9 protein-coding genes are annotated in these 14,593 nt (G+C 42.6%); 4 read left to right on the top strand and 5 right to left on the bottom strand.

What is annotated here, in order from left to right; all coding sequences use genetic code 11:
• Positions 1–57: 57 nt before the first annotated feature.
• Positions 58–2,292 (bottom strand): phosphoenolpyruvate--protein phosphotransferase, encoded by a 2,235-nt coding sequence (gene ptsP / locus AB4298_RS08140; RefSeq protein ID WP_371986308.1) that lies wholly within the window; start codon positions 2,290–2,292, stop codon positions 58–60.
• Positions 2,293–2,310: 18 nt separating this feature from the next.
• Positions 2,311–2,832: an RNA pyrophosphohydrolase gene (gene rppH / locus AB4298_RS08135; RefSeq protein WP_248997582.1), complete on the bottom strand. Its 522-nt coding sequence runs from the start codon at positions 2,830–2,832 to the stop codon at positions 2,311–2,313.
• A gap of 692 nt (positions 2,833–3,524) precedes the next feature.
• On the opposite strand from rppH, the gene mutH reads away from it, so the two are divergent.
• Both mutH and AB4298_RS08125 read left to right on the top strand, forming a co-directional pair.
• On the top strand, positions 3,525–4,196 hold the full coding sequence (mutH, locus tag AB4298_RS08130) for a DNA mismatch repair endonuclease MutH (RefSeq protein WP_371986306.1): 672 nt from the start codon (positions 3,525–3,527) through the stop codon (positions 4,194–4,196).
• Between the two features lie 125 nt (positions 4,197–4,321).
• Positions 4,322–5,404: an adenylate/guanylate cyclase domain-containing protein gene (locus AB4298_RS08125; protein ID WP_248997584.1), complete on the top strand. Its 1,083-nt coding sequence runs from the start codon at positions 4,322–4,324 to the stop codon at positions 5,402–5,404.
• Positions 5,405–5,463: 59 nt separating this feature from the next.
• On the opposite strand, the gene oxyR is transcribed toward AB4298_RS08125, so the two are convergent.
• From oxyR to mnmL, 3 genes are all read right to left on the bottom strand, one after another.
• The gene (gene oxyR, locus AB4298_RS08120; RefSeq protein WP_248997585.1) at positions 5,464–6,381 is read right to left on the bottom strand and encodes a hydrogen peroxide-inducible genes transcriptional activator OxyR; all 918 of its coding nucleotides are present in this window, start codon (positions 6,379–6,381) and stop codon (positions 5,464–5,466) included.
• Positions 6,382–6,572: 191 nt separating this feature from the next.
• The gene (locus AB4298_RS08115; RefSeq protein ID WP_248997586.1) at positions 6,573–6,938 is read right to left on the bottom strand and encodes an Hpt domain-containing protein; all 366 of its coding nucleotides are present in this window, start codon (positions 6,936–6,938) and stop codon (positions 6,573–6,575) included.
• Between the two features lie 207 nt (positions 6,939–7,145).
• Positions 7,146–8,063: a tRNA modification radical SAM protein MnmL/YtqA gene (mnmL, locus tag AB4298_RS08110; protein WP_248997587.1), complete on the bottom strand. Its 918-nt coding sequence runs from the start codon at positions 8,061–8,063 to the stop codon at positions 7,146–7,148.
• Positions 8,064–8,570: 507 nt separating this feature from the next.
• Here mnmL and gltB point away from each other — a divergent pair.
• The gene (gltB, locus tag AB4298_RS08105; RefSeq protein ID WP_371986305.1) at positions 8,571–13,019 is read left to right on the top strand and encodes a glutamate synthase large subunit; all 4,449 of its coding nucleotides are present in this window, start codon (positions 8,571–8,573) and stop codon (positions 13,017–13,019) included.
• Positions 13,020–13,025: 6 nt separating this feature from the next.
• Positions 13,026–14,435 carry a glutamate synthase small subunit GltD family protein gene (locus AB4298_RS08100; RefSeq protein ID WP_371986304.1) on the top strand — a complete coding sequence of 470 codons (1,410 nt, stop codon included), beginning with the start codon at positions 13,026–13,028 and terminating at the stop codon, positions 14,433–14,435.
• Positions 14,436–14,593 lie beyond the last annotated feature (158 nt).

Raw genomic sequence — 14,593 nt, 5'->3', positions numbered from 1 at the left:
TTATTATGATTAAAGCTTAAATTATTTGTCGATACGATAACAAGCCTATGGACAGTTTTAACTGATGACAGCTAATAAACCGCGTTGCTCGCAGTAATGAGTGACTAAGTCTCTTACTTCATCGCCACTATTAAGGCACAGCGCTTGAGCTAGTAATAGGCTTAGTTCTTGCTTTGATACACGTCTTAATAAGTAGTTAATTCGCGCTAAACTTGCTTGGTTCATACTTAACTGCTCATAGCCCATAGCAATAAGCAAAATTGCGCCAATAGGTTCACCAGCTAGCTCGCCGCACACACTAATGGGTAGTTGGTGCTGATTGCAACTTTCAACAGCAAATTTAAGTGCCCTTAGTACACCGGGATGAAAACTATCAAATAAGGGGCTAACGCTTGGATTATTACGATCCACTGCTAGCAAATATTGAGTCAAATCATTAGAGCCAACAGAAACAAAGTCAACTCGTTGCGCCACTTCATCTAATTGATATAACAGCACTGGTACTTCAAGCATAATGCCTACTTTAGGCATAGTGATAATTTTACCGAGTTCAGCTGTTAGCTCGTGACAAGCTTGCTCTAAGTATATAAGTGATAAATCTATCTCTTCTAGATTACTTACCATAGGTAGCAGAATATGTAACTGCTCTGTATCAATAGCCGCTTGAAGCATGGCACGTAATTGAATTAAAAATAGCTCTGGATGATCAAGTGAAAGGCGGATCCCACGCCAGCCAAGAAATGGGTTATCTTCAATAATAGGGAAGTAATCTAAGGGTTTATCACCGCCAACGTCTAATGTTCGCATCACCACTGGCTTGCTCCCAGCAGCTTTTAACACTTTGCGGTATATTTCAAGCTGCTCAATTTCCCCTGGAAAACACTGCTTAAGCATGAACAAAATTTCTGTTCTATACAGGCCTATACCATCAGAATCTGCGCCAGTTTCAGAATCAACGCTACTCAATAAACCACTATTGATGTAAAGGTAGATCCGTTTACCATCAAGCGTCACAGTCTTTAGTGATGACTCTTGAGCATATTGCCTTTGCTGCTCTTCTTGCGCAGCAATCAAACTTTGATACTCAGCTAACACCAGCGCAGATGGCTCGACAATCACTTGGCCACGATTAGCATTAATAATCAGCTTAGACTTTTCAATATTGGCGTTAAGAATACCTTCAACGCCTATAATCGCAGGAACACCCATAGCTCTAGCCAAAATAGCAGCATGGGAGTTAGCCCCGCCAAATTCGGTAACAATCCCCGCTAGCTTTTGTCTGGGAAATTCTGCGAGTAAAGTAGTACTTGCCTCTTTAGCAATTAAAATAACCGGTGTTTCAGGCTCTAAGAATATTTTATCCGGCTCTATCAACTGCCTTAAAACGCGCTGACCAAGATCTCGAATATCACTGGCACGCTCTTTTAAATACAAGTCAGTCATAGCGTCAAAGTGTTCAATATAACGCTTAGACACTAAACAGACAGCAGTTTCAGCGTTCCAACCGGAGCGAACTTCTTTTATGTACTCACCGCCTAAACTGGATTTTTCAAGCAGCAATAATAAAGCTTTAAAAATGGAGGCAGCTTCTTCATCTTTCTCACGATCAAAGCGTTGAGACAAACTGATGAGTAAGTCCTTACAACGACCCATGGCATCATTCAGACGCTTTTCTTCTACTGTAACTGAAGCCGCTATAATTTCATCACGCTCAAATGATATTTGCCCTCCCAACACTAGAGCTTGGGCAATCGCAATACCTTTTGAGGCTTGGCTTCCAGTGTAATAGCGCTGCTGTAATCCTGCACTTAACTGCGCTCTATGGGTTAAACCTTTAATTGCGACCGCAAGCTGCGCTGCCAACGTCATCAAGAAGGCTTCTTCGCCTTCACTAAATTGGCGGGCCTTAACTTGTTGAACAACTAACACACCAATTACAGTCTTTTGATAAACAATAGGAACGGCTAAAAAAGCACTGTAGGCTTCTTCGGCAACTTCAGGAAGGAGTTTAAATCTTGGATGAGAAGGCGCATCTGCGAGATTAATCGCTTCTTCACGCTGAGCAACAAGGCCAACTAAGCCTTGTGTTATGGGAAGTCTAGCAGCATTAACAGCCGCAAGCGCAAGGCCATCAGTTGCAGACAATACAAGTTGTTGCTCCTCTATTATATAGATAGAGCAACACTCGGTATTCATCGCTTTTTTGGTTTGCGTTACCAGCTGCGCTAACGCGTATTCAAGATCATGTGCTTGAGCGACAGCTTGGGTAATATCTCTCAGTGTTTTAAGCACTAACGCAAACCTCTCTAATTAGTTTCTACGCATACCTCGTCTTTTAGTATTCGACTCTTTAACCTGTAAAGGTAAAGTGGTCGATGCAAACTCTTTCATGACTTTTCGGTAAACGTCCCTTTTAAAAGAAACGACTTGTCTTACTGGATACCAATAACTCACCCATCGCCAATCATCAAATTCAGGATGACCACTAGCGTTAAGGTCAATGGCATTTTCGGCACTTTTCAATTGTAGCAAAAACCACTTCTGTTTTTGCCCGATACACACGGGTTTACTATCTTGTCTGATTAACCGCTTAGGTAGCCTATAGCGTAACCATGATCGCGTCGATGTTAGAATTTGCACATGTTCTGGCTTTAATCCTACTTCTTCGTATAACTCACGATACATGGCTTCTTCTGCTGACTCTCCATCGTCAACGCCACCTTGAGGAAATTGCCAGGAATGTTGGCCAAATCTTCTTGCCCACATAACCTGCCCAAAGCGATTACAGATAATGATGCCCACATTTGCGCGAAAGCCGTCACTATCAATCACATGGACTCCGAACTATTAACTATTAATCTTTTGATTGTTTCACAAAGCGTGTCCGGCGGCAAATATCAGTTACCCACAAATCATGGGATAAAGTCAGCTTTTTCACCAACCTTATCAACAGCAACAACAATGCATAAGCAATGATATCCACAAAAACTGTGGATATCTCTGTTGGAAACTCAATTAAAGTCTAATAACTTAGGTATTTCCCATTGGTTTATTAATTTTACCTTAGCCAAGAAAAACAATTAAAAACCTTATAAAACAATGAATAATTAAACATTAAAGATAACCAATATACTACCCCTCACAAAAACGCTCACTATTTAACCGCCCCATTTAAAACTGATAAGTTGGCCCGTAGCCAAATAGGGTTATTCACAAGTGCAACTATTTTTGCTTTAAAAAAAGCAAATAATCCCAGTCTTATAGCATTGACAGATCACATTTATTGCAGTAGCTGCAGATATAACCATAGTTATCCAATAATTCTGTGGATAACTATGTTGGAAAAATAGGGAAAGAACTGGTGTAACTTAATAAAACAACAAAAGCTAATGCCGTCATGGTTAAAGATCATTACTTAATTCATAAACTTAGAGATGTAGAAGACGGTTATCACTCAGCTGTTTTTTTGTAGTACATTTTTTACCCGCATTTAATTTGTACCGCTGCTGAGGTAAAATCACATTATGAAGAAAGCATTAACCTCCCCAAATAGCATCGACGAATTGATGCAACGCGCAGAATCAATGGCAGGCCTAACCTTAGGTCAGTTAGCTCATTATCATGAAATTGAAATGCCTAAGGATCTAAAGAGACATAAAGGCTGGGTAGGTCAATTGATTGAACTAGAGCTAGGTGCGCTCGCAGGCTCAAAACCTGAACAAGATTTTGTCCATTTAGGTGTTGAACTTAAAACTATACCGATTAGTCGCAGCGGTAAAGCGTTAGAAACCACCTATGTAACAGTGGCACCACTAACTGATATTCAAGGCCTAACATGGGAAACTAGTGTCGTTTACCATAAATTACAACAAGTTCTGTGGATACCAGTACAAGGAGATCGCGATATCCCACTTGTACAAAGACAAATAGGTTCGCCTATTTTGTGGCAACCATCATTTGAGGAAAGCCAGTTACTGAAGCAAGACTGGGAAGAGATAATGGAATTTATTGCAATAGGACAGGTAGATAAAGTCACTGCTCGTCACGGGGAAGTTTTGCAACTACGACCAAAAGCTGCAAATAGTCAGGTACTAACAGACAGTATTGGTCGTGATGGAGAACTGACTCAAACCAACCCTAGAGGCTTCTATTTGAAGACGCAATTTACTCAAAAAATACTTTCTAGGCTACTTTGAGGTATTTTTGTACCAAAACAGACACTCATTTGACTTAGATCACAAATACTACTGGTAAAAGTAGGGGGATTTTCTATAAACTAGCGCCTCCTAAAAACAAGTAGTATTTGGATACCCCTTTAATAGTGAAAGCACGTATACAAGCAAAGAAATTGACCTTTGCTATATTCGCTTGGACTTCGGCCATGGCGGCTTTCGTATTCTTTCGATACGCGCAAACTCCGGAACTTCCACAGTGGGCTATTGGCTCCGCTGATTTAGCGACGCTTTCAATTTACATGGGGATTATTTTTGGCAGCCTGCATTGGATGTCGAACCTAATTGCTGACTTTAGCGCAATTAATCGCTTACCTTATGTTTTTTCAGTCGTCTTTAAAGGATTATTCCTGCTACTGGGTGCCACAACATTAGCTTATATCACTCAATACCTAAATATGTGGGCAATTGAGAACCATATGACGACCTTGCGCCAAATGCTAACCGCGCACATTTTATATAGCCCGTCATTCCAAGCACTTATTGTGTACCTAGTTGTAGTCCGAGTGGGCCTTGCCTTTATAGAGCAAATGGCGCTTCTTGTTGGCCCTAGAGTGTTATTTAATATCGGTTTAGGTAAATATCATAAGCCAAGATATGAACAGCGCTTATTCCTTTATCTTGATATGGTCGCATCTACTACACATGCAGAGTCTTTAGGTGACTACCGTTTTAGCCGTTTAATTCAAGACAGCTTCAGCTTATTGGCCGATACAGTAACCAATAATGAAGCTGAGATTTATCGATATATGGGCGACGCAGTGTTAATTCATTGGCCGCTGAAAGATGGTATTAAAGAAGATCGATGCTTCAATATTTATCATGAGTTCAGTCAGCAACTTAGCTGGCAAAGACAATATTTTGAAGAACAGTATGGCTTTGTACCTAAATTTAAGGCAGCCGCTCACTGTGGACAAGTTGTCGCTGCCGTTGTTGGTGTACAAAAGCAAGAGATTAGCTTCTTTAGTGATGTGCTAAACACCTTAGCTAGACTGCAAGATCAGTGTAACCCATTAGGTCAACGTATGTTGATCTCAGGCTCTTTGCAGTCACGCCTAGAATATAGCGACTCTCAGTACAATCTAAACAGCCTAGGCCCTATCAAACTAAAGGGGAAGCAGCACTCAATTGAAGTGTTTGGTGTTTCGCCTAAAGCCACTTCTGTAGAATAAGTAACAAAGCCGATAGCATTATCGGCTTTGTGCCTCATGCAAGATTAATCAATAAGCAACTAATTCTGTTCTAGTGATTGTTCCAATAACTTTTGGATCTCAAGACCTAATGTTCTAAAGGTCAAAATTCGACTCGACGTTTGTCTCCATACTAAGCCAATATCTCGATAAGGTGTCTCGCCAGGCGGTGCCATTGTCGTCAAATCAGTATTATTCAAAATACCTGCATCGATAGCCATTTGTGGTAAAAAAGTGGTTCCTAATTTACAATTAACCATCTGCACTAGCGTATGCAAACTCGTTGCTGCAAAGGGATTAATCTTTTCACTTTCACCTAACTGGCAGGCAGTAATCGCATGGCCGGTAATACAGTGCTCAGCTTGAAGTAAAAAAATACTCTCATCTGGCAAGTCTTGGTAATCAATCGGCTCATGGATCTCATCAGTTAGGTCTCTATGAACCACCATTTTAAACGGATCAATACCTACCTTCATACTATGAAATCCACTTGTATCCACTGGCAGCGCAAGTAATAACAGATCAAGTTCGCCCTTCCCTAACGCATCAATTAGACGGTCAGTCGTATCTTCTTTCAAGAACAGTGTTAAATCAGGATAAGTGTGTTTACAGTGCTGCACTACATTGCTTAACAAAAATGGCGCAATAGTAGGGATACAACCTAAACGGATCTCACCAGTCATTGGCTCACCTTGATGCTTAACCAGTTCGACTAAATCATCGACATCGGTTAGCAACTTACGCGAACGCATTACCACTTCTTCTCCAATAGCGGTAAAGATAAATGACTTGTGGTCTCGTTCAATAAGTTGGTGACCTAATTGTTCTTCAAGGTTTTGAATGCCGCTTGAAAGAGTCGACTGACTTACATGACAGATTTTAGCTGCTCTGTTGAAGTTCTGTTCTTGATGTAAATTCACCAGATAGAACAGATTTTTTAGGCTAGGTAGGTGTTTCATAAAACAGATTACCAATGACAGAATTTATCTAATCACTCTATCATAGATTGCTAAAATAACCGCGGTTAGCAAAGGTTAGAATGTGAAGTGAATCAAAAATGTACACGATAATCGTATTTTCATTGATAAACAGGCAAAAAAATAGCGCAGTGGAATTATCCAAACTGCGCTATTTTCCAGAGTAAAACTAATTAAGCTTTAGACTCTAGGTATTCTTTTAACTGCTGCAAATCTTTAGCTGCAAACTCTGCAATTTGATCTAACCATTCTTTATGGCCAGCATTCCAAGCAGCTTCTTCGCCGTGTTGCAGTAGTTGAGCATATTGCTGAATACGCTTTAAACCAACTGAACCTGCGGCACCTTTGAACTTATGCGCTTCAGAGCAAAGAGTATCTTTATCATTTGCTTCGTATGCACTGACTAGATTGCCTACATATTCAGGCATTAATTGTTCAAATAAAACGACGCTTTTAAGTAGCGTACCTGCACCAATTGCACTGCAGTACTGCTCCAGTGTATTAAGATCCAAGATTGATTCTAATTCAGCTGTTGCCATCTAGGCACCTCTCAAATATTGCCGTATATACAAAAGACGATTTTACCACATAATACCCGCTAAAATCGTGGGCGCAACAACTAGTGTCACATAGGGTTAAAAATCCTAACTTTTTAACCATTTAGCAACCTACCGTTAAACAAAGTTACTCATTAATGACTTACTTATAGCCACTTTAGTTGCTTTTTAATCACGCTACCTAGCAAATTAACAAGCATTTTTCAAATAGGCGCCCTGACCACCTTTCGCTTTAAGATCATCAACGATGGCGACTAATCCATTCCAGCGATAGGCGCACCAATCAGGACCTAACAACATAGGCTTTTTAGCATACGCAGTAACACGATGAAATATAACATCTTCAGGAGTATAGCGTATTAGCTCACCTACACTATAAGCATAACTTTCCAGCTCAAGCAGGTTCATTTTATTAGCCCGCCATGCTTTTGCCATAGTACTACCTTCTACTATATGTAGTGGGTGTATCTTTAAACCATCGATGCCAACAGCAAGTACCTTATCTAATGTCTCAAGGTAATCTGAATGGCTTTCTCCAGGCAGACCTAAAATCAAATGAGTACAAACTTTAATACCTAAACTGCGAGCACGTGTGACTGTATCTTCATAAGCTGCAAACGTATGACCGCGATTGATTTTCTTGAGGGTCTTATCATTGGCTGACTGCAAGCCTAACTCAAGCCAAACATCGACACCATCATTTTGGTAGCCAACTAACAACTCAAGTACTTCGTCTGGAACACAATCAGGGCGCGTTCCTACGCAAAGCCCGACAATGTCGTTATCTTGAATAGCTTCATCATACTTTTGCTTCAACACTAAATACTCATCATAAGTACTAGTGTAAGCTTGAAAATAAGCAATATATTTAGAAGATTTAGACGATAACCGCTCGCGGCCTTGTGCTAATTGCTCTTGAATAGAAAGCTCGGTTTTATGTTCGTGACTAAAAGACGCCACATTACAATAAGTACACCCGCCTTTACCTAAGGTACCGTCGCGATTAGGACAAGTGAATTTTGCATCAATTGTCAATTTACGGATCCGCTCTCCGTACTTTTGTTTGCACACACCACCAAAGGTATTAACGTAACTGTCCAGTCCCAACTGCTCTATCTACCCAACTAAAAAATTTGCGCTATTTTAACCAGTTCTGAAAATCATTAATTAGCGCTAGCTCAAATAACCGTAAAGACCCTGTGTGCGGCCAAGACTTTTCACTGCCATAAGATTCTAGTGTAACTACATTACGATGTGCTTATGCATAAATACTCACAACCAAAAGTGATTATCATTTCACTGTATATGCAATAAAAATCACTTTACGCAAAACAGATACAATCAACATTCTCGTTACATTTATCATTTCTTCATTCTCACTAATTTTTAAAATTCTTTTTATTCATAAGGTTATACGAAGCATTTAGCAGCTTACGTTAAGGTAAACTTTGGTTTGCAAGTGTATAAAACAGCGACTTTTAGTTATTTTTTATGCAACAATTTGGTTTGACCTTTGACTAGCATGAGGTTAATTTGATTGATTCGGGTGCATATCTATAGAGATTTTTTGCTTTATCTCCCGAGTTGTATCAGTTGAGGTTAGGGAGTGTAGTAATGAGCTTATATCATCCAAGTTTTGAGCGGGACAATTGTGGATTTGGGTTAATCGCCCAAATGGACGGTGAAGCGAGTCACCGTATTGTACGTACCGCGATTCACGGCCTAGACCGAATGAAACATCGTGGTGGAATCGCAGCAGATGGTCGCACCGGTGACGGCTGTGGTCTATTAATGCAGTTACCTATTGAATTCTTTAAAGCTATTGCCGAAGAAAACGACTGGCACTTGAGTCGTCGTTTTGCCGTAGGCATGCTATTCCTTAGCCAAGATGCCATCTTAGCTGCACAAACTAAGCAACTGCTTGAGCAAGAACTACAGAAAGAAACCCTTAGTGTTGCAGGCTGGCGCGATGTGCCAGTCAATACCGATGTACTGGGTCCTATAGGTAAAGCCAGTCAACCGCAAATTGTACAAGTTTTGATTAATGCTCCTATTGGGTGGCGTGAAAAAGATTTAGAACGCCGCTTGTATATGGCGAGGCGCAGAGTCGAGCAACAACTAACCCACGATAAAGATTTTTACGTGGCAAGCCTATCAGGCCAAGTCATAGTATATAAAGGGCTAATGATGCCAGCCGATCTGCCGGCGTTTTATAGCGACTTAGCTGATATCCGTCTACAAAGTGCTATTTGTTTATTCCACCAGCGCTTTTCAACTAATACTTCACCTAAATGGCCTCTAGCGCAGCCGTTTAGATATCTCGCTCACAACGGTGAAATTAATACGATTACTGGTAACCGTCAGTGGGCTCGAGCACGTGCCTACAAGTTCCATGCGCCGCTTTTACCTGATTTACAGCAAGCAGCTCCCTTTGTGAATGAGACCGGCTCAGACTCATCATCGTTAGACAATATGCTAGAAATGCTATTGGCTGGCGGTATGGACCTTTACCGAGCGATGCGGTTACTTATTCCACCAGCATGGCAAAGTAACCCAGAAATGGATCCCGAGTTAAAAGCCTTTTATGACTTTAACTCGATGCATATGGAGCCATGGGATGGACCTGCTGGTATCGTGATGACCAATGGCCGACATGCCGCCTGTGCCGTTGACCGTAATGGTCTGCGTCCGTCACGTTATGTGATTACCAAAGACCGTATCTTAACTCTTGCTTCTGAAGTAGGTATTTGGGATTACGCTCCAGATGAAGTCATCGAAAAAGGCCGCGTGGGACCAGGTGAACTACTAGTACTCGATACGTTAAACGGTCAATTGTATTCGTCATTTGAGATCGATAACGACTTGAAACGTCGCCACCCTTACAAGCAATGGATGGCAAAAAACAGCAAGATACTCAAGCCAGCTGAAGAGTTTGGCGCCAACGAGCAAGGTAAGCGTGAGTTTGATAGTACCCAACTGCTACAGTACCAAAAACACTTTGGTTACTCGCGTGAAGAACTAGAGCAAGTCATTTGGGTTCTCGCGCAAAAAGGCGAAGAAGCAACGGGCTCTATGGGCGATGACACACCTATGGCTGTACTGTCGAAAAAATCGCGTACTATTTACGACTATTTCCGCCAAAAGTTTGCCCAGGTGACCAACCCACCAATAGATCCATTACGTGAAAAACACGTAATGTCGTTAACGACCTGCGCTGGTCGAGAGCAAAACCTATTTAATGAAACCACGGGCCACGCTTACCGCGTAATGTTTAATTCACCAGTACTACTGTTTAGTGACTTTAATCAGTTAATGGCGCTTGATAGCACTTATTACCGCGCGAATACCGTTGATTTAAACTACGACCTCAGCGAAGGCCTAGAGTCTGCGGTTAAACGCATTTGTGATGAAGCTGAACGTTTAGCTCGCTCTGGTACAACACTTTTAGTCCTATCAGATCGTGCAACAGCAAAATCCAAGCAAGTGATCCCTGCTGCTATGGCAGTAGGTGCAGTGCAGCAAGTGCTGGTAAATAACAGCTTACGCTGTGATACCAACATCATTGTCGAAACTGCATCTGCGCGCGATCCGCATCACTTTGCTGTATTGCTTGGTTTTGGCGCAACGGCGATTTACCCTTACCTTGTCTATGAATGCATCTCAGATCTCGCTCAGCGTAATGGTGTTACCAATACCCGAGATCTAATGCTCAACTTCCGTCAGGGTATCGATAAAGGCCTGCGAAAGATCATGTCAAAAATGGGTATTAGTACGGTTGCCTCTTATCGTTGTAGTCAGCAATTTGAAGCTGTTGGCCTTGCAGATGAAGTGGTAGAGCTGTGCTTTAATGGCGTTATAAGTCGTATTCAAGGTGCAACCTTTGAGCTAATTGAACAAGATCAACAATTGCTGCACAAGCATGCCTTTAGAGCACATCAGCCGTTATCACAAGGTGGCCTTCTTAAATATGTAGAGGGCGGAGAATATCACTGCTTTAACCCAGATGTAGTTAATACACTACAGTCAAGTTTGCGCGACCAAGATTACCCAAGTTACAAGCGTTTTACTGAACTTGTTGATGACCGACCTGTCGCAACTTTGCGCGATTTAATTGAGGTAAAGGGCGAGCTTCCTGCAGTAACAATCGACAAAGTTGAAGCAGCTAAAGCCTTATATCCGCGCTTTGACAGTGCAGCGATGAGCATCGGCGCATTAAGCCCTGAGGCACATGAAGCACTAGCGGTCGCAATGAATCGTTTAGGTGGCCGTTCAAACTCTGGTGAAGGTGGAGAAGATCCGCGTCGCTTTGACACTGAAGGCAACTCAGCAATTAAACAAATTGCATCGGGTCGCTTTGGTGTTACTGCCCATTACTTAGTTAACGCTGAAGTATTGCAGATTAAAGTCGCTCAAGGTGCAAAACCTGGTGAAGGTGGTCAGCTACCCGGTGATAAAGTCAGTGTCGAAATTGCTGCATTGCGTAACGCACGTCCTGGGGTCACTCTGATTTCACCACCGCCACACCATGATATCTATTCAATTGAAGATTTAGCTCAGCTTATTTTTGATTTAAAGCAGATTAATCCTAAGGCACTGGTATCAGTCAAGCTCGTTTCAGAGCCGGGGGTTGGTACTATCGCTACCGGTGTAGCTAAAGCCTACGCTGATATGATCACCATATCTGGTTACGACGGTGGTACCGGCGCAAGTCCAATTACTTCAGTTAAGTATGCTGGTAGTCCGTGGGAGCTAGGCCTTGCAGAAGTGCATCAATCACTGGTTGAAAATGGCCTACGCCATAAAATTCGTTTACAAGTCGACGGCGGATTAAAAACTGGTAAGGATGTTATTAAAGCAGCCCTGCTCGGTGCAGAGAGCTTTGGCTTTGGTACCGTGCCTATGATCGCTCTTGGTTGTAAATACTTACGTATTTGCCACCTTAATAACTGTGCAACAGGTGTTGCCACCCAAAACCAAAAGCTACGTAACGAGCACTATCACGGTTTACCAGAACGTGTAATGACTTATTTTGAGTTTGTTGCACGCGAGATCCGTGAATATATGGCCACTTTGGGTGTCACCGAATTTGAACAGCTCGTGGGTCGCAGTGATTGGTTAGCAGCTATCGAAGGTGAAACCGCTAAACAACAAGCGCTAGACTTAGCACCTATTCTATACCGTCCTACTGTACCAGAAACCTCGGCAATCACTTGGCGTGAAATCAATCCACCGTCAGATCCTGGCCAATTGAACCAACGCTTAGTTGAAGATTGCAAAGAAGCTGTATTAGCTGGCGTACCTATCTGTGAAATGTTTAGCATTAATAACACTGACCGTTCTGTTGGCGCGAGTCTATCTGGATATATTGCTACCCATGTAGGGCGAGATGGTGCTAAGGCACCAATCACCTTAAAGTTTAATGGCAGTGCAGGCCAGAGCTTTGGCGTATGGAACGCGCCAGGCCTTGAACTGATGCTCTGTGGTGATGCCAATGACTATGTAGGTAAAGGCATGTCAGGCGGCAAGATCTGTGTTTATCCACAACTGGGGAGCCCGTTTAAAGCAGAACGCTCTACTATTTTAGGTAACACCTGTTTGTATGGTGCGTCAGGCGGCAAGTTATTTGCGTCAGGTCAGGCTGGAGAGCGCTTTGCAGTCCGTAACTCAGGCGCAATAGCCGTTGTTGAAGGCTTAGGCGATAACGGCTGTGAATATATGACTGGCGGCATTGTTGTGGTACTAGGTAAAACCGGAGTTAACTTTGGCGCTGGCATGACTGGCGGCTTTGCCTACGTATTTGACCAATATGGTCACTTTACCCCAAGAGTGAATACCGAGATGGTTGATACTCACAAGGTGCAGTCGCCTATTCAGCAGCAACACTTACGTGATTTGATTGAACAACATGTCAAAGAAACTAACAGTGACCATGGCAAAATGATCTTAAGTGATTTCGAGAACTGGTTAGATTGCTTCATTCTAGTTAAGCCTAAGAATGTAGAGCTAAGCGATTTATTAAAATTAGAACAATCAGAACCTGCACTTGCAGTCAGAGCGGGGTAAGACAAAATGAGCAATGATTTCCAGTTTATTGAAGTGGGGCGCAAAGATCCGACTAAACATGCAGCTAAACAACGTGCAACACAGTTTATTGAGATTTATCAACCTTTTGCCCAACCACAGGTAAAAGAACAAGCTGATCGCTGTCTTGATTGCGGTAACCCTTATTGCGAGTGGAAATGTCCACTGCATAATTACATCCCAAATTGGCTTCAATTAGCCAAGCAAGGGCGGATTATGGAAGCAGCAGATCTGGTTCATGAGACCAATACTCTGCCAGAGATCTGTGGCCGCGTTTGTCCACAAGATCGACTTTGTGAAGGTGCCTGCACCCTGAATGAAGAGTTTGGAGCTGTGACTATTGGTAATGTCGAGAAGTACATCACCGATACGGCTATTTCTCAGGGCTGGCGCCCTGATATGTCAAAAGTGACGCAACGTAAAGAGCGAGTTGCGATAGTCGGGGCTGGCCCTGCCGGTCTTGGCTGCGCCGACATATTGGCCCGTAATGGCGTTAATGCCGTGGTGTTTGATAAAAATGTGCAGATAGGTGGCCTCCTCACCTACGGGATCCCGTCATTTAAGCTTGATAAAGAAGTGATGCAAATTCGCCGTAACGTACTTGAAGGTATGGGCATCGAATTTAAGCTAGGTGTCACTGTCGGCAAAGATATCGACTTTAAAGACCTAATAGTACAATACGATGCCGTCTTCCTTGGTATGGGCACCTATACCGCCATGAAGGCTAATTTGCAGGGTGAAGACGCCGACGGTGTGCACCAAGCACTGCCTTACCTTATTGGCAATACACACAATGTAATGGGTACTGAGTGTCTTGAGAATCCTTATCTAAGTCTTGCAGGCAAACGCGTTGTTGTCCTAGGTGGAGGTGACACGGCAATGGACTGTGTACGTACCGCTGTTCGTCAAGGCGCAACTCAGGTCACTTGTGCATACCGACGTGATGAACAGAATATGCCGGGCTCTCGACGTGAAGTACAAAATGCTCGCGAAGAAGGTGTCGAGTTTCTATTTAACCGCCAACCCAGTGAGATTAAAACCGTCGATAATAAAGTGGTCGGGATTGAGTGTATCGAAACCCAATTAGGTGAAGCAGATGAGAGTGGTCGTCGCCGTCCAGAACCTATCGCAGGTAGTGAGCAGGTATTGGAGGCCGATGCAGTTATCATCGCCTTTGGTTTTCAACCTAGTCCCGCTAATTGGTTAGCTGATTACAATATTGAACTGAATGACTGGGGCTTAGTTAAAGCGCCAAAAGTTGCCGATAACCCATTCCAAACCAGCAACCCTAAAGTGTTCGCAGGCGGAGACATGGTGCGTGGTTCTGACCTAGTGGTTACTGCAATAGCTGAAGGCCGTGATGCTGCGATGGGAATATTAAATTACTTAGAAGACTAATGTAATAACTAATAACTGAGTGGTTCCTTATATCAGTTACTTGTGACTTGCGCTCCGAAAGGGGCGCATTTTTTTACTCTATTGAAAATGCCGCTATCAATAGCACTTAATATAGCTCCAAATATTAGTACTTATATTACTTCCTAAGCGAATCCTAT

This window comes from Shewanella sp. 10N.261.52.F9, assembly GCF_041471165.1.
Taxonomy (GTDB): domain Bacteria; phylum Pseudomonadota; class Gammaproteobacteria; order Enterobacterales; family Shewanellaceae; genus Shewanella; species Shewanella marinintestina.
The sequence above is the reverse complement of the archived record's forward strand: the minus strand, read 5'-3'. Positions and strand labels throughout refer to the sequence as shown.